Below are 18,361 nucleotides of genomic sequence, written 5' to 3'. Positions count from 1 at the left end.
TTATTTTTGCAAATACCAAAACCGTTTAAACCTAATATACAATGAAATTATCAATCGATTTGGGAGGTACGAATATAAGGATAGCCCAAGTGGAAAACGGGCGCTGCCTGAAAAAAGTGTCGGTGGCCTGTCTTGCACAGCAAGAGGCTACGGTGGTGCTCGGCCAACTGGTTCGGCTCATCAAAGACATGATGAACACGCAGGTAGACGGCATCGGCATAGGAGTTCCTTCCATCGTCCATCCCCAAAAAGGTATTGTATATAATGTGGCGAACATCCCTTCGTGGACAGAAGTTCACTTAAAAGAAGCTTTGGAGAAGGAGTTCGGACTGCCGGTTGCCGTCAACAACGATTCCAACTGCTTTGCCTTGGGCGAGAGCCGGTTCGGTAAGGGGAAGCCCTATGCTGATATGGTGGGCGTGACTATCGGAACCGGCATAGGTGCGGGAGTCATTGTCAATCATCGCTTGTACGGAGGTCAATACATGGGAGCCGGTGAAATAGGCTCGTTCCCCTATCTGGATGCCGATTTCGAGCACTATTGCAGCAGTTTCTTTTTCAAGCGGCACGGCACCACGAGCGTGGAAGTTGCCGGCAAAGCACAACAAGGCGACGCCGCCTCGCTGAAGCTGTGGCACGATTTCGGCTTTCATCTGAGCCATCTGATGAAAGTCATTCTCTATGCCTATGCACCTCAGGCGATTGTGTTGGGAGGAGGCATTGCATCGGCTTTCCCCCTTTTTGAAGGGGCAATGAGAGAGGGTATGCGCGATTTTCCCTATAAAGTAATATCGGAAAGTGTGGAGATAATACCCTCGCAGGAGGAAGACGCAAGCTTGTTGGGAGCTTCTGTGCTGACGGATGCTTGGGGCGTAGGACAAGTCGAAATATAAAATAAATGATAAACCTTTGTCATGCAGTTGCAACATGGTTTTAAGAATTTTGCTTCATTTTTCTAAACCATTGTGCAATTGTACGTAATTATAAACTTAAAACTTAAATGCATGAAACGAACAAATCTTAGAATCTATCGGACGATTCTTCCCTTAGTTTTGGGGCTGCTCTTGTCGGTTGGTGCCGTTGCGCAGCAAATGTCAGTGAAGGGAACAGTGAAAGACCAGACGGGCGAACCGATTATCGGCGCCAATGTGCTGGTGAAGGGGACAACGACAGGCGTTGTCACCGATCCTGACGGGAAATTCGAAGTACCGGCGGCAAAGAATGCCGTATTGCTCATCAGCTACGTCGGTTTCCAAATTCAGGAAGTTACGGTTACGGGCAAGCCTTTGGTGATTGTCTTGAAAGAAGACACCGAGCTGCTGGACGAAGTTGTGGTCTTAGGCTACGGAGCCAGTGCGCGCAAGCAAGACTTGTCGGCTTCCGTCGGTGTGGTGAGTAATACCGACGAGTTGGCTGTGCGCCCTGTGACCTCTACCGAGGGTATGTTGCAAGGCCAGTTGCCCGGTGTCACCATCCAGGCAGACGGTGGCGACCCGACTTCTTCTCCCAGCATTGTCATCCGCGGTCAAGGCTCGGCTAAAGACGATGTATTGTGGGTAGTAGACGGTGTTCCCGGCGCTCCCATTGCTTCCGTAAACGATATAGAGAGTATTGTTGTGTTGAAAGATGCGGCTTCGGCGGCCATCTATGGAGCACAATCCGGTGCAGGTGGTGTGGTTTTGGTTACCACAAAGAAAGCTAAAGAAGGTATGCCGGCTTTGACTTACGACGGCACGTTCGGTCTTCGTCAAGCCACCAACCTGATTGACCCTCTGAATGCGGAACAGCAAATCGAAATGCGTAAACGCTCTTATGCCAATGCCGGTATGACACTGCCTACCGGTTGGGATGTCTCCAAGAATCCGTGGGTAGGTACTACCCGCACCGATTGGATGGATGCCATTTTCCGCACAGCTTTCTATCAACGCCACAACGTGGCCTTGAATGTAGGTACGGATAATTATAGCAGCCGCATCTCTTTTGCTTACGACAATGATGAGGGAGTGCTCATCAACACCTTTAACAAAAACCTTTCTTTGCGCTACAACGGCAAGATAAAACTGAACAAGTGGGTCACCGTCAGCGAAGATTTTGTTTGGAAGAATACGGAGTCGCGTTCTAAAAATACGGATAACGACGGTTATACAGGTCCCATCATTTCGGCTATCTACATGCCTGCCAGCGCTTCTATATATAATGCGTTGGATGGAAGCTACGGAGGAACCACTACCGAAGACCCTGCTTATATCGCCCAATACGGCTCGAATTTCGCCGACATTCATGGCGATGCGGTGAATCCGGTTCGCTTGCTGGAAGCTGAAAATCGATACAACAAAACCAGTGACATCTGGAGCACAACCAGTCTGGAGATTGCGAATGTGATTCCGGGACTGAAGTTTACCAGCCGTTTCACCTATAACCTGAACAGCAATCTTTATAAGAACTTCAATCCCATTCGCGATGAGGTAGGCAAACCGGCTCTGTCCAACTCCTTGACGGAAACGACCTATCGCGCCGATGCGTGGAAAACGGAAAATACATTGACCTACGACCATACCTTTGGCGAACACACTGTCGGTGCCTTGTTCTCTACTACTGCCGACCGTTATAGCCGTCGCGGGTTGGAGGTTACCGGTAGAGATTTTGCCGATGAATCGGAGTTTCTGCAATACTTGGCTTATGCCGGAACCACCCAAGCCATTGATTATCTGGTCGGTCCTGATGCCAATGTCTCATTGATTGCCCGTTTGGCTTATTCCTACAACGACCGTTACTTCGCCACAGCTTCATGGCGTCGCGACTATGCAGGCCGCTTGCCCAAAGCGAATAATCATGGCGACTTCCCGGCTGTGACATTAGGTTGGAAAATATCTAACGAGAAATTCTTCAAGAAGAGTAACTTTATCAGCTTATTGAAATTGCGTGCATCTTGGGGACGTATAGGAAATTTAAGCTCTATTCCTTTCAATTACAAATCGCCTTTGCTCGAAAAAACGTCATGGTCGGAACAAGCGCAATATGGTGTGGAATCAGGCAAAGTATGGGGTAACTTTGTTTATAACAGCAGGGCCTTGAATCCGGAGTTGACTTGGGAGACTTCCGAACAATACGACTTGGGTGTGGATATGGAACTGTTTAGAAACCGCTTGTCGCTCTCTTTGGATTATTTCGACAAACGCACCTACAATCTGATTCAGACACGCGAAATGGAATGGCCCACCACCATCGGTTTGGATCCTCTGTACGTCAACCAGGGCGAAGTGCGCAACCGTGGTTTCGAAGCGCAATTCAGTTGGAGGGACAGAATCAATAAAGATTTCTCTTATTTTGTAACAGGCAATTTCTCGTACTTGAATAATAAGGTTACGGATATCGGTTTGAAGAATGCGGATGGCACGCCGGGAGTATGGACCAACAGCAAGCGTTTCCGTGGCGGTTCTTACATTTATCAGACCGCCGAAGGAGAACCTCTGAATTCTTATTATCTGATTAAGACGGATGGTATTTTCCAAACCGATGCCGATGCAGCTGCTTATGTAGATAAAAACGGTAACCGTATTCAGCCCAATGCTGTGGCAGGCGATTTGAAATTCGTTGATGCCAACGGCGACGGCAAGATTACAGATGCTGACCGTCAGTATATGGGCAATGCCACACCCGAAACGACATTTGCGTTGACACTGGGCTTCAACTACAAGAAGCTCTCCTTCAGTGCCATGTTGCAAGGAGTAGGCGGTGCACAAGCAGCTTACATCGGTAAGTATATGTTGTTGGGCGATGTGGAGGGCAACTTTAATCGTTCCAGTGAAATCCTGAATGCATGGAGTCCTTCGAACACAGGTTCCGATATACCCCGCTTGTCAAAAAATGACCCGAACGGAAACTTCAGTACCGCTTCCGATTGGTACTTGGAAGATGCCTCTTATCTCCGTTTGAAGAATATTACAATCTCTTATGATTTGACGGATATGCTCCGCAAGTGGTCTCATCTCAATGAGCGCAACAGCCGTATGTCTGTGTATTTCAGTGGAGAAAATCTGGCAACCTTTACCGGCTATTCGGGTATGGATCCCGAATGCGGTGGATGGGACGCCATGAAATATCCTGTATCAAGGGTGTTTTCTGTTGGTGTGAAATTGACTTACTAACATTATGAAAGGAAAGAAATTATGAAAAGAAATATTTTTTATATCGTAATCTCCTCGACATTGCTTTTGAGTTCATGCAGCGAGTTTCTGGATGTACAGCCGGAAGGAGATGCTACCATTAATACATATTTTACGAGCGATCAGCAGGCTGTTGACGCTGTGGATGCCTTGTATGAGAGATTCCATCAGGAAGCCGTGTATGGTCGTGAATTGTTTTGGGAGCAGGGCGCTGCTTGCGACGTTGTCTGGGGAAAGACCCGCGGCTATCCCACTCTCGCTACATTGAAATACACAGGAGACGAATCTCCTTTAAGGACCGTTTTTGACAGGATGTACACCATTATGGCGCGTTCCAACTATGTTATTAAGCAATTGCTTACGAAGGCGGATTCCAAAACCTTGTCCGATATCGAGCGTCGTAGTTTGGGTGAGGCCTATTTTACTCGTGGATGGGCGCATTTCCTGATAGCTTACCGCTATGGTACAGACAAACAGGGTGTACCGTTCATTCGCTATGAAGATTATGACAACCAAAACGACTACTATTCCATTCCGCCTCAGCGGGAGTCTGTCATAGACAACTACCAATATATCATTTCGGACATGGATAAAGCCTTTGAATACTTGCCCAGATTTGAAGAATATGACGTTGATGACAGAGGACGTGCGCACGATGCGGCTGCGGTAGCTTTTAAAGCCAAAGTGTATGCCTATTGGGCAACGTGGGATGCTACGCAATGGGAGAAAGTCATTGCTATGGTAAATGAGCTGGAAGGTACGTATGGTCGTGATTTGGCGGATACGTATGCCCAAGTATTCTCTTCCGAATTCACTGATTTTTGGAATAAGGAATATTTGTGGACTATTCCGGGCAATGGTGGCTCTACCGGTGGTGGCTCCGAGTTTCCGGGCGTCATCCTCGAGAATAAGGCTTGGGGAAAATACAACGGCTGGGGGCAGAATAAGCCTTCTTATGATATCTATGCCGAGTTGTTGAAAGACGGAGAAGGCAATGACCGCCTGATACGTACCCTCTTGGAATATGGACAGGAATTCCGGTTGTTTGGCGAAACCCGTAAATTCTGGTCTACCTCTGATATAGAATCCGGTTTCATGATTAACAAGTATATGGATCCGTTCAAACATGAAGACGCAGCAAACAAAGGCTACATCAATACAAACGGCGACTGGCCTACGGCTCGTATCAACTTCCCAATCATCCGTTTTGCAGAGATGCTGTTGTTCCGTGCCGAAGCTTACTTGATGACTAACAGGGCCGACAAAGCAACAGCCGACTTGAATCGCATTCGTCAGCGTGCCAAATTAGCTCCGTTGGCTGCTACCGCCATTATGTCCGACTTGTATCATGAACGTCGTTGCGAACTTGCTTTTGAGTTTACAGACCATTTGTTCGATTTGAAACGCTGGCATCGTTCCGGTAATGCTGAAATCAAGGCATTGGCAGCAGCCGAACTGAATACCCATCCGAGAGTGCGCCATTATAAAGATCGCCAGAATCCGGATTCCGAATACACGGTCGGTGCTTATGAGGATTATAAAGACAAGGCTACATATAAAGACCATATGATTGTCTTTCCTTATCCGTCCCAACAAGTGGTGAACTCGAATGGTAAGCTGAAGCAAAACGAAGGTTACAATTAAGGTTGTTCACTAAGAGTTGAACATAGATTAAAAAAACAGAAAACAGATCATTGCCATTGGTCTTGTCTGCAAGGGTCGGTATTCATATTTGGTATTGGCTCTTGCAGATTTTCTCTTTTAATGCCATTGACACTTTTACACAGAGAGAGGATTAGTCCGGTAAATCCGTCAATACACTCTATTCTTATCTTTGAAAAGACATCATTCTTGGGATGGTCTCTGCGGTTATGCCACTGATTTTTGTGCTTTTTTGACAGGACATAATATACTAAATAGTATCTTTGACTTACAAGAGAAAAAATGCCCCCTGTCCTCCTTTAATATCTTGAACTGATGAAACAAAAAAAACTGTTATTCTCCGCTGCCGTATTTCTAATCTGCGGTTCTTGTACGACCGGTATGCTGTCGCCGACAGACTACGTAGATCCTTTTATAGGAACAAGCTTTCACGGGCATACTTATCCGGGGGCTACAATGCCGTTCGGTGCGGTACAGTTAAGTCCGGATACTCGTGCCGGGAACTGGGATGCCTGTGCGGGATACCACTATGACGATACTTCTTTGAAAGGATTTTCGCATACCCACCTGAGCGGAACGGGCTGTATTGACTTGGGGGATATTTTGTTGCGCCCCACAACGACAAACCCTGAGCCGGACGCAGAAGGAAACATCTGCCACCCTGCAACTTTCTCACATAGGGATGAAGAGGCTACACCCGGATATTATTCGGTGATATTGAAAGACGAGAAAATAAAAGCCGAACTGACGGCAACGGCGCATGTGGGTATGCATCGTTATACTTTTCTTTCGGATAAACCGGCTTTTGTGATTATTGACTTGGAACACCTTCTTGACAATGAGCGGATTTATGAGGCGAGCATAAAGCAAACGGCTGCCGATGAAATAGCCGGTATGCGGAGAACAGGCGGATGGACGGATAATCAATATGTCTATTTCGCAGCCCGATTCTCCAAGCCGGTTCAGAATATCCGTTTTTTGAAGGATAAAAAAGAGATTCGTGTTGAAGATAAATTGGAAGGTGAACATCTTCAAGCTGTGCTTACATTTGATAATACAGACAAAATGCCTCTTGTGGTAAAAGTGGGATTGTCGCAAGTCAGTGTGGAAAATGCACGCGAGAATCTGGAGCACGAAGTGAAAGATTTCGATTTTGATGCAGTGTGCGCTGCTGCCCGGAGCGAATGGGGGCGGGTTTTGTCGTCCATCACCGTGGAAGGGGGCCGTACAGGCGATTTGAAAAACTTCTATACTGCCATGTATCATGTCATGGTAGTACCCAATACCGTGAGCGATGTCAACGGCCGGTATCGCCGTCACAACATGCAGATAGGGCAACTTCCTAAAGGCAAAGTGCGCTATTCCACATTCTCCCTTTGGGATACTTTCCGTGCTTGGAATCCGTTGATGACACTGATTGACACAACATTAGTCAATGATATGATCCACTCCTTTCTGGATATCTACGACGCTTCGGGCGAACTTCCCATTTGGCCGCTTGCTTCAGGAGAGACTGGCACAATGATTGGCTATCATTCGGCTTCCGTTATTGCCGATGCCTATCTGAAAGGGATAAGAGGATTCGATGCGGAGAAAGCGCTGGAAGCCATGATGGTTTCTTCCGAGAAGAATAAGAAAGGGGCGGATTATTACATCAAATACGGTTTTATACCTTCGAATATCAAAAGAGAATCAGTCTCTTGTTTATTGGAATTTGCTTATGACGATTGGTGCATTGCGCGCATGGCGCGGGAGATGGGGCGGGAAGATGTCTATGAAAAATACATCGGGCGTTCTCAAAACTACATCAATGTGTTCGACGGTTCTACTAAATTTTTCCGTGGCAAACGGTTGGATGGCAATTGGGAAACACCTTTCAATCCGTTCGAAGTAGGGCGTGCTTATACTGAAGCTACCGCATGGCAATATCGTTTTTTTGTTCCTCACGATGTGAACGGAATGGTACAACTGTTCGGAGGTAAAGAAGCGTTTGTTGCAGCACTCGATTCCATATTTACTGTTGACTCTAAAGTAGATGGCGAGCTTTCCGATATTACCGGATTGATAGGGCAGTATGCTCACGGCAATGAGCCGAGCCACCACATTGCTTATTTGTATGATTACGTAGGACAACCTTGGAAAACGCAGGAGATGACACGCCGTCTGCTGCATGAAATGTATCAACCTCTGCCAAGTGGTATCAGTGGCAACGAAGACTGCGGACAGATGTCGGCATGGTACATACTTTCTTGTTTGGGATTATATTCAGTTTGTCCCGGAAGCAATGAGTTTGCCTTGACCACTCCTTTATTCGAGAAGGCAGTTGTTAAGTTGGCAAACGGAAAGGCGCTGACAATTCTTGCCAATAATCCTGCCAATAATGTATATATCAGTAAGGTAGAATTAAACGGTAAACGGATAGATGTCAACTTCATTACTTATGCGCAACTGATGGAAGGGGGAGAATTGCGTTTTACCTTATCCGACCGGCCGGATAAAACCAGAGGAATTTCCGAAGATGCTTCTCCCTACTCCTATACGGACAAACACACAGTCTCTATCCTTTATGTAAATAAAGACTTGAATTTGTTTGCGGACAAAATAACGGTGCGCCTTGCTACGGCAACCGAGGGGGCGGTAATCAGATATACGTTGGATGGAAATGAATCGACTGAAAACTCCCTGCTGTATGAGAAACCTTTTGAGCTGGATAAGACACGGCATATTAAGGCAAAAGGGTTTAAAGAGGGGTTCTGTCCAAGCAATACTTTGTCCATAACGGCTGTCAAAGCTGAATTGAAGCCCTCGCTTCCGGTGTGTCCGACGAAGAATGGTACGGCTTATAAATATTTTGAAGGAAATTACCGGGTGGTGGCAGATATTGAGAAAACGCCGCTGATAAAGACGGGTGTCATGCCTGAACCCTCCATTAAGGATGCCGGTCAAGAGGATCATTTCGGATACATCTTTTCAGGTCTGATTCATGTGCCCGAAGACGGTGTTTACACTTTTCAGACGCGTTCGGATGACGGCAGTGTTTTATATATAGGCAGCGAACCGGTAGTGAACAACGATGGTTCGCATGCAGCTATCTCGGCCACCGGACAGATTGCTTTGAAAAAAGGATTTCACGCATACAAGCTTTATTATTTTGAAGATTATGAAGGAGAGCACTTTAGTTGGGCATGGAAGCTCCCTTCTGCAAAAGAGTTGGCTCCTATTCCAGCTTCGGTGTTGTTTGTGAATTAATTATAGATTGTCATGAAAAAAATAGTTTTATTGCTTTTACCATTCTTGGCTGCATCATGCGGACAAGTAAAGAAACCGGTTGCCGCGTCGGAACCTGTAAATGTGATGTCTTTCAATATCCGTTATGATAATCCGGAAGATAGCATGAACAACTGGAAATTCAGAAAGGAACGGGTAGCGAACGCAGTCCGTTTTTATGATGTGGATATAGTGGGGATGCAGGAAGTGCTCCGTAATCAGTTGGAAGACCTTCGGCAACGCTTGCCGGAGTATGGCGTGGTAGGAGTAGGCCGTGAAGATGGCAAAGAAAAAGGGGAATACAGTGCACTTTGGTATAGAAAAAGTCGTTTTACTTTGCTTGATTCGGGCAACTTTTGGTTGAGCGAAACCCCCGAAGTGGCTGGTTCTAAGGGTTGGGACGGTGCTTGCGAACGCATTGCTTCATGGGCGAAACTGAAGGACGCTGTTTCAGGTAAAGAGTATTTGGCATTAAACACTCACTTGGATCATGTCGGGGTGGTGGCACGCCGTGAAGGAGTAAATCTTATACTGGAGAAGCTGAATGAATTGGGCGGTGAGTTGCCGGTAATCGTTACCGGCGACTTTAATTCGGAACCGGAGTCGGATGTAATCAAGAATATAACCGACCCGAACAATCCGAAGCATTTGACAGATACTCGTCTGGCGTCGCCTGTTGTATATGGTCCATCATGGACTTTCCATGATTTTGATAAGATTCCTTATGATAAACGTCCGTTGATTGATTATGTGTTTGTTCGTAATGGATTGCGCGTGTTGAGGTACGGTGTTTTAGCCGAAACCGAGAACGAGTCTCTTCTATCAGACCACGCCCCTGTGTTGGTGACGGTAGAGTGATTATCGGTAGAGATACAAAATCTGAGTTATGTTGTTGAATTAAGAAAAAAGAGATAATGGGAAAAATGATATTGAGAAGCTGGTTACTTGCAGTCTTGGCAATCGGATTATTGTCTGCTGATGCGTTGGCACAAAGCCGTCGTGATAAAGAGCAAACTTATGTGCTGGAACAACCTTATGAAGTAAACAGGATAACGCCGCCTCAGGGGAAGAAGGTAAAAAATGTCATCCTGATGATTGGCGACGGCATGAGCCTTATGCATGTGTATTCGGCATGGACGGCCAATCGCGGCAAACTATTTTTAGACAATTGTCAGGCAGTAGGGCTCTCTAAAACCTACTGTGCCGATAGATTGATTACTGATTCAGGTGCGGGTGGCACGGCTATGGCGGTAGGGCAGAAGACGAATTACCACAGCGTGGGTGTGGATACGTTGGGGCGTCCTGTACCATCGTTGATAGACTTGGCTGCGGCCAAGGGCAAAGCTACGGGCATTGCTGTGACTTGCCGGCTTTGGGATGCTACTCCTGCCGATTTTTGTTGTCATAACAAAGATCGTGATGCAGAAGCCGAGATTGTGGCTGATTATGTGAATAGTCCCGTGGATTATGTATTCGGAGGAGGTTCCAAACTTTTTGAGAATCGTGCGGACGGACGGGACTTGTTCAAGGAGCTGCGTGCCAAAGGATTCAAGACAGCCCGCAGTTGGGAAGAGTTGGAAGGAGTGAAAGAAGGCAAGGTGTTTGCTGTGACCGATACGGTAGATACTCCGCTTCCAGCCGAACGCGGTGATCTTCTGGCACGTGCTTCACTAAAAGGGATTGAACTGCTGAGCCGGAACAAGAACGGTTTTTTTATGATGATTGAAGGCTCACAGCTGGATGATTATGGACACTTCAACGACCTTGACTTGTTGATGCAGGAAACCCATGATTTTGATCGTACCATTGGTGCAGTCTACGAATGGGCAGCCAAAGACGGCGAAACGCTGGTGATTGTTACGGCCGACCATGAAACCGGAGGCCTCACATTGGTGGACGGTGATTTGAAAAGCGGCAAGATTGTTTGTAAATTCTCCACGGGAGGACATAGCGGTGTGATGGTACCGGTATATGCTTTCGGGCCCGGTTCGCAAGATTTTACCGGCATTTATGAGAATACGGCTATTTTTGATAAGATAAAGAAGTTGCTCGATTTATAAACTAAAAGAACTGTTTATGTTGAAACGCATATTATTTACATGCTTGCTTTCCTTTGCGGTGTTTCCTCTGCTGAAAGCTCAAAGTTACGGTAATGATGAGAAATATCATCTGCCTTATAAAAATACGTATGTAAAAGAGCCTTTGGTTACGGAAAATGAGTATCGCGTTGCCAAGCCCGAAAGCCTTGAGCCGAAAAGCTTCGAGGAGGCACGGTATATACTTCCGAATCCTATTTGGGACGGGCATGAGAAGGAGATTGAGATGTATTGGAGGGCATGGGAAATCGCTGTGGGAAATATCCGGAAGCCTCAGCCGGGTTCAGGCTTTGTTTCAAGCTATCTGGACACGGCCTATAACGGCAATATTTTCATGTGGGATTCTTCGTTCATTTTGATGTTTGCCCGGTATGGTACGCGATTCTTTCCTTTTCAGCGTACGCTGGATAATTTCTATGCCAAACAGCATCCGGACGGTTTCATCTGCCGTGAAATAAAGGCGGACGGAGCCGACTGTTTTGAACGCTATGATCCGGTCAGCACCGGACCTAATCTGATGCCTTGGTGTGAAATGGTTTATTATCATCAGTTCGGAGATACGGAGCGTCTGCACAAAATATTCCCGGTGCTTTGCGCCTATTACAAATGGCTGAAGAAGAACCGTACGTGGCGGAACGGTACATACTGGTCCAGCGGATGGGGGACGGGCATGGACAATATGCCCCGTGTGCCGGCAGAATACAGCCCTATTTACAGTCATGGACATATGATTTGGCTGGATACGAATCTTCAGCAGCTGTTTACTGCTAACTTGCTGCTTGAAATGGGATTCTATCTGGAGCGTTGGCAAGAGATTGAAGAGTTTGAAGATGAGGCAAAGATGTTAGGGAAGTATATTCAGGAAAATCTCTGGGATGAAAAGAGCGGCTTCCTTTACGACCAATATGCCGACGGCTCTCTTTGCCGGACAAAAGGGATAGGTGCTTATTGGGCGCTTTACACGGATGTGTTGAGCGATAAACAACTCGACCGTATGGTGAAGGAGTTGGATAATCCGGCCACGTTTAACCGGAAATTCAGGATTCCTTCCTTGTCGGCAGACAACCCTAAATATAAGGAGAACGGACGCTATTGGCAAGGTGGAATATGGCCGGGCACTAACTACATGGTGATGCAAGGCCTCGTGAGGAAAGGCTATCGGAAGCTGGCGCGGGAAATTGCGCTGAATCATTATGCCGAGGTGCTGGAGGTATATAAGAATACGGGTACTTTCTGGGAATATTATTCTCCTGAGAAGGCTGAAGCCGGATTCATGGCGAGAAAAGACTTTGTGGGATGGGCAGGGCTTCCTCCTATTGCCGAACTGATAGAATTTGTCCTCGGCATTCAGGGTGATTACGTCAATCAACGTATTGTTTGGGACATGAATCTGACGGAAGCCAACGGAATTGAGCGTTATCCTTTCGGTCCGGATGGTGTTGTCAGCCTGAAAGCCGAATCCCGTCGTTCCGTAAAGGACGAACCGAGCATTGTGGTAGACACGAATATCGGTTTCGAGTTGGTGGTACTCTATGGCGGTAAGGAGAAAAAAATCAATGTAACTCCGGGTAAACATATCTATTGCCTGAGTTCGGGACAGGCGGTTGCTTTGGCTGAAATGAGGGCTGCATTCTGCCGGACGGATATTTCCTGAATGCCCCGGTTTACAGCAGTCAGGCAGAAGAGAGCCTTTCAGGCCGGCCGCCCTCGCCCTGTTTTGACAGCTGCAATCCTTTGTCTTGACAGACACAAGTGTCTGACGTGACAGACACAAGTGTCTGACAGAGCAGATGTAAATGTATGATAACCAATAGGGCTTGATTTTAAAATACAAACCTTCGGGTGAGGTTATCGGCCTGCTTCTTATCCCGAACCCAGATACCTATTAAAAAACACAGTTGTATCAACGATGAAAAAATACATGTCGCGACGTAGCTTTCTGAAGACCGGAGGGCTCGCTTTGGCTGCGGTAGTTGCCAATCCTTCTCAGGCTTTTGCTTCATCCGGAATGCCGGAGCCGAAGTACATATCTCAGCGTCCTCCAAAGGACAAGAGGGCTTTTGTGTCCAAAGCCGTGGAGAAGGCCATTGAAGAGAACAAAAAGAAGATTAAGGATGAAAAGCTTCGCTGGATGTTCGAGAACTGTTTTCCCAATACGCTCGATACCACTGTCAGATATAAAACGAAGAACGGCAGACCTGATACATTTGTCATAACCGGTGATATTGATGCCATGTGGTTGCGCGACTCTTCGGCGCAAGTGTGGCCTTATCTGCCATTAATGAAAGAAGATAAAGATTTGCAACTTCTGATAGCGGGGCTTATCAACCGACAGGCAGAGTGCATTCGGATAGACCCTTATGCCAACGCGTTCAACGATGGCCCGTTGGGCAGTTATTGGGAAACAGACCATACGCAGCACATGGTGAAGGAATTGCATGAACGCAAATGGGAAATCGATTCTTTGTGCTATCCCATCCGGCTGGCCTATCGCTATTGGCTGTTGACTGAGGATACTTCCGTATTCAATGCCGGTTGGCATGAGGCAATGAAACTGGTTCTCCGTACCTTTAAGGAGCAGCAACGTAAACAAGGTTTGGGGCCATACAGCTTTACACGCGATTGTGACCGTCCCACCGATTCGCAGATAAATGGCGGATGGGGAGCACCCGTTAAACCGGTCGGACTGATTGTCTCTTCTTTCCGTCCTTCGGACGATGCCACTCAATACGGCTTTCTTATACCTTCCAATATGTTCGCGGTGGTTTCGTTGAGGCAACTGGCAGAGATAGAGCATAAAGTGTATGGTGATGACGGTTTTGCCGGAGAATGTACGGCTTTGGCGGATGAGGTGGATGCCGCCATCCGCAGGTATGGCACATTCAACCATCCTGTATGCGGACGCATTTATGCTTTTGAGGTCGACGGTTTCGGCAATGCCCTTTGTATGGACGATGCCAATGTGCCCAGCCTTTTGGCTGCTCCCTATCTTGGTTATTGTTCTTTCAAGGATGCCCTCTATCAGAATACCCGTAAGATGATATGGAGCGACAATAATCCTTATTTCTTCAGCGGGAAGGCCGGTGAAGGTGTGGGAGGCCCGCATGTAGGTTTAAACTACATTTGGCCGATGAGCATCATCATGAAAGCTTTGACGACAGATGATGCGGAAGAGATAAACGCTTGTCTGAAACTGCTGCGCGATTCGGACGGAGGAACAGGCTTCATGCACGAATCCTTCCATTCTGAAAACGCCTCCGATTTTACCCGTTCTTGGTTTGCATGGGCCAATACGTTGTTCGGCGAACTTATCCTCAAGATTATCAAAGACTATCCGGGACTTTTGTCTCAAACATTATGAACCTGAAAAAGAAAGAGTATGAAGAAAATCGTTCTCCTTTTAGTTGTATGGTGCGGTTGCTTTTCGGCAACGGTTTTTGCCCAAAGGCAATTTGCATTTAGAAACGGAAAGTTCAAAATAGCTCAGTTTACAGATCTGCATTGGACGCCACAGTCGCTGAAGTGCGGAGAGACAGAGGCCACCATTCGTTCGGTTTTACATGCAGAACATCCTGATATTGCCATATTGAGTGGAGATGTAGTTACCGAGGCTCCTGCCATTGACGGATGGAAAGCCATCGCCGGTATTTTCAATGAGCATAAAGTGCCTTTTGTCGTGACCATGGGAAACCATGACGCTGAATATATGGCAAAAGACGATATCTATGACTTTCTGCTGCAATCTCCCTATTATGCAGGAGCGAAAGGTCCTGAAGGCATTACGGGATGCGGCAACTGCGTTGTTCCTGTTTACGGAACGAAAAAGAAAGATAAAGTAGAGGCGTTGCTCTATTGTATGGATTCGAATGACTATCAATCCAATAAACTGTATGGCGCTTATGATTGGATTCATTTCGACCAGATTGACTGGTATCGCAGACAAAGCGCCCGTTTTACCGAGGGAAACAATGGAAATCCGCTCCCGGCTTTGGCGTTCTTCCACATTCCTCTTATTGAATATAATGAGATTAGAGGCGACGGCAAGACTTATGGAAATGACAGAGAGGGCGGAGTCGCCTCATCAAAAATAAACTCCGGAATGTTTGCCTCCTTTGTTGACATGAAAGATGTGATGGGAGTTTTTGCCGGGCATGATCACGATAATGACTATATCGGGATAAACAAGGGCATAGCGCTTGGCTATGGCAGGGTGACCGGAGCGGATGCTTACGGCTCATTGAAACGAGGAGCACGCATCATTGAATTGCTTGAAGGAGAATTCAGGTTTGAAACATGGATTTCCACACCTTCGGGACGAGAAGCTTCCTATTATTATCCATCGGGATTGAATTCCGAGGAAGAACAAACCATGGCCTACTTGCCGGTATTGAAAAAGACTCCCGGCAAGCACGGAACGGCATACGTTTATTATGAAGGAAAGTGTAAGCGCATTGCCGATATTGCCTCATGCAAAAAAGTCAAGGAGGGGGTAATGAAGAACTTCTCAATCAAAGAAGCCTCTGCTGCCGACCATTTTGCTTATGAATTCCGTACATTAATGAATGTGCCCGAAAAAAGCATATATCGTTTCTATACGTTTTCTGACGACGGGTCTGCGCTTTATGTGGACGGACAGTTGGTGGTTGACAATGACGGCGGGCATAGCGGACGCCGTTCCGAAGGCAAGGTTGCTCTTGAGAAAGGGCTTCATGAACTGCGTCTGCTTTACTTTGAAGATTACATGGGGCAGGAATTGGAAGTCGGCTATTCCGGGAAGAATATTCCGGAGACTCTTTTGTCGGATGATGTATTGTTTCTACCGGAATAAGCGGATAAGCCCTCTTAAGGGCGGTTCATCATTTGGTGCTCTTTCCTGTATTCATTGGGAGAGACTTTCTTTAAGATTTTAAATTGGCGGGACAGGTTTTTGAGATTGTTTATTCCAACCTGTTCCGCCACGTCTGCAATAGGTGCATCGCTGGCCAATAATAATTGTGCAAAGCGTTCCATCCTCAGATTGAAGATGTATTTGTGGATGGATTGTTGCGTGACTTGCTTAAAACGGATTTCCAATAGGCGGCGCGACAAGGGCACTTGTTTAACTATGTCTGATACCGTGATGTCGGAGGCAATGTTCTGGTGAATATATTTCAAGGCCGTATGGATGTGCATGTCGGTGGTGGAATAGAAATCTGTGGAAAGGCGGTTCACTATATTGATAGGCTGGATTACCACATCCTGCATATCCTGCCGGTTGTTTTCCTCGTCATTCAATAAACGGTCTATCAGTTCGGCCGCTTCAAAACCGCCCCGCACGATATTGTGGCTGATGCTGGATAAGGGAGGGTCGGACAGGTTGCAGATTATTTCGTCATTATCCACACCTAATATGGCTATCTTATCAGGAACTTTGATGTTGTTGACTTTACAGATTTCCGTGATGCGGTTTCCTTGGTTGTCGTCGCAGGCCATAAGAGCCGTGGGGTGGGGCAAAGACTTGAGCCACGAGAGCAAAGGAGGAGCTTCGTAAAACCATAAGTCGTCGAGCGATTGTTCCTGATAGGCATGGAAGTTATTGCCAAATCCCCGTTCAGCTATGCATTCGTAAAAACCTTCGCAACGTTCTTGCGACCATACCGTGTCGCGATAGCCGTAAAAAGCAAAATGCTGGAATCCTTTGTTTAAGAAAAACTCGGCAGCCATTTTCCCTGTTTTCCGGTAATCGCCGGTAATGTTGGGTATATTCTCGAATCTCGCCTTATAGTCTTGCGCTATTGCAATGATTCCATGTTGTCGGAATAACTCTACATTGTCTTCGTTGTCGAATCGGCCTATGATGGCGTCCGCCTGCCAGGTTTTTGCCCATTTCAGAACTCCCTCTATCCCATAAGTGAGTTTGTAGGAAGGAGGCATCCGGCATACTACCCATGGCTCGTGGCTTTTTGAGTAGGCCAATACACCTTTCAGCAAATTGTATGAGAAAGATTCCGTAAAGTCTGACAGTAATATCAATCGAATCATGGTGGGCAATAGGGGCTGTTTCAGTTATTCGCACAAATATAAAAAGAGTTTTTTTATTATCCCAATTTCTTCTTTCTCAAATCCTTACCTTCAAATTTACATATTGCTTCAATCCATTCGTCCGTCAAAGGTTTGGAAGTGTGCTCGGTGATGTCAAAAGCTACCATGACGGAAGTGCATGTACATTTCACTTCTGACGTTTTCGTATCGATGACCCTTTGTACAAGGTGAAAGCTTTTGGTTCCGATTTCCGTTACTGCGGTCTGCACGGCAATGTGGTCGGAACCATATATCTGCGAAAGGAAGTCTGCTTCGATGTGCACAACGACGATTCCGTCTTTCTCCCAATCCACCTCCGGGCATACGGAGGCAAAATATTCAGTCTTTCCTAAGTCGTAGAAAGAGAAATAAACAGTGTTGTTTACGTGTCCAAACTTATCGACATCATTGAAGCGTAGTTGTATGGGCAGGGTGTGGTTAAATTCTATTTCTTCCATTGTTTTCTCTTAAACTTTGTTTATTATCACAGCAAAAATACTACTTTTGCGTGTCAATCTGCGAGTTTATGCATCAAGAAATGATAGAAGACATAAAAAAAGCCTGCCGGGTGATGAACGAAGGCGGGGTGATTTTGTATCCCACCGATACTATTTGGGGGATAGGGTGCGACGCTACCAATGAGGAAGCGGTGCGCCGTGTATATGAAATCAAGCAACGCTCTGACAGCAAGGCGATGCTGGTATTGGTCGATTCTTCGGTGAAGGTGGACTTTTATGTGCAGGATGTGCCGGAGATTGCTTGGGACTTGATTGAAATGGCCGACAAACCTCTGACCGTTATCTATTCGGGGGCACGTAATTTAGCTCCGAATCTGTTGGCGGAAGATGGCAGTGTAGGCATACGGGTGACAAACGAGGAGTTTTCGAAGAGACTTTGTCAACAATTCCGTAAGGCGATTGTATCTACCTCTGCCAATATCAGCGGTCAGCCCTCGCCGGGCAATTTCAGCGAAATCAGTGAAGAGATAAAATCGGCAGTCGATTATATCGTGGAATGCCGCAGGGAAGAGACAGGGCGTCCGAAACCTTCCGGTATCATCAAGCTGGAGAAAGGCGGAGTCATTAAAATTATTCGCGAATAAAAAAGGGG

Annotated in this window: 11 protein-coding genes and 1 pseudogene; 10 read left to right on the top strand and 2 right to left on the bottom strand. The window is 46.6% G+C overall.

From position 1 onward, the window contains the following. The first annotated feature begins 41 nt into the window (after positions 1-41). From C3V43_RS06095 to C3V43_RS06055, 9 genes and pseudogenes are all read left to right on the top strand, one after another. On the top strand, positions 42-893 hold the full coding sequence (locus tag C3V43_RS06095; RefSeq protein ID WP_106069043.1) for an ROK family protein: 852 nt from the start codon (positions 42-44) through the stop codon (positions 891-893). Positions 894-1,004: 111 nt separating this feature from the next. Then, positions 1,005-4,148: a SusC/RagA family TonB-linked outer membrane protein gene (locus C3V43_RS06090; protein ID WP_106069042.1), complete on the top strand. Its 3,144-nt coding sequence runs from the start codon at positions 1,005-1,007 to the stop codon at positions 4,146-4,148. A 21-nt stretch (positions 4,149-4,169) separates the two neighbouring features. Then, entirely contained in the window at positions 4,170-5,810 is a 1,641-nt protein-coding gene (locus C3V43_RS06085) for a RagB/SusD family nutrient uptake outer membrane protein (protein ID WP_106069041.1), read from the top strand. 333 nt (positions 5,811-6,143) lie between these two features. Then, on the top strand, positions 6,144-9,077 hold the full coding sequence (locus tag C3V43_RS06080; RefSeq protein WP_106069040.1) for a GH92 family glycosyl hydrolase: 2,934 nt from the start codon (positions 6,144-6,146) through the stop codon (positions 9,075-9,077). A gap of 12 nt (positions 9,078-9,089) precedes the next feature. Beyond that, positions 9,090-9,953, top strand: a complete 864-nt coding sequence (locus tag C3V43_RS06075; protein ID WP_106069039.1) for an endonuclease/exonuclease/phosphatase family protein — start codon at positions 9,090-9,092, stop codon at positions 9,951-9,953. Between the two features lie 65 nt (positions 9,954-10,018). Beyond that, positions 10,019-11,155: an alkaline phosphatase gene (locus C3V43_RS06070; protein WP_373722200.1), complete on the top strand. Its 1,137-nt coding sequence runs from the start codon at positions 10,019-10,021 to the stop codon at positions 11,153-11,155. Between the two features lie 16 nt (positions 11,156-11,171). Continuing rightward, a pseudogene (locus C3V43_RS06065) lies at positions 11,172-12,773 on the top strand (MGH1-like glycoside hydrolase domain-containing protein); the annotation flags it as partial. Positions 12,774-13,100: 327 nt separating this feature from the next. Then, positions 13,101-14,552 (top strand): glycoside hydrolase family 125 protein, encoded by a 1,452-nt coding sequence (locus C3V43_RS06060; RefSeq protein ID WP_106069036.1) that lies wholly within the window; start codon positions 13,101-13,103, stop codon positions 14,550-14,552. An 18-nt stretch (positions 14,553-14,570) separates the two neighbouring features. After that, a complete protein-coding gene (locus C3V43_RS06055; protein WP_106069035.1) occupies positions 14,571-16,019 on the top strand; it encodes a PA14 domain-containing metallophosphoesterase in 1,449 nt (482 codons plus the stop codon). Positions 16,020-16,033: 14 nt separating this feature from the next. Here the strand turns inward: C3V43_RS06055 and C3V43_RS06050 are convergent, their stop codons facing one another. After that, entirely contained in the window at positions 16,034-17,212 is a 1,179-nt protein-coding gene (locus tag C3V43_RS06050; protein ID WP_106069034.1) for an AraC family transcriptional regulator, read from the bottom strand. A 56-nt stretch (positions 17,213-17,268) separates the two neighbouring features. After that, positions 17,269-17,709, bottom strand: a complete 441-nt coding sequence (locus tag C3V43_RS06045) for an acyl-CoA thioesterase (RefSeq protein ID WP_106069033.1) — start codon at positions 17,707-17,709, stop codon at positions 17,269-17,271. 80 nt (positions 17,710-17,789) lie between these two features. Between C3V43_RS06045 and C3V43_RS06040 the strand changes: the two genes are divergently transcribed. Beyond that, positions 17,790-18,353 carry an L-threonylcarbamoyladenylate synthase gene (locus C3V43_RS06040; RefSeq protein WP_106043416.1) on the top strand — a complete coding sequence of 188 codons (564 nt, stop codon included), beginning with the start codon at positions 17,790-17,792 and terminating at the stop codon, positions 18,351-18,353. The last annotated feature ends 8 nt before the right edge of the window (positions 18,354-18,361 follow it).

Origin of the sequence: Prevotella heparinolytica, from assembly GCF_002998535.1 — a bacterium.
In the GTDB taxonomy this organism is placed as follows: domain Bacteria; phylum Bacteroidota; class Bacteroidia; order Bacteroidales; family Bacteroidaceae; genus Bacteroides; species Bacteroides heparinolyticus.
Note: the sequence above shows the minus strand (reverse complement) of the source record. Positions and strands in the feature narration are given on the sequence as shown.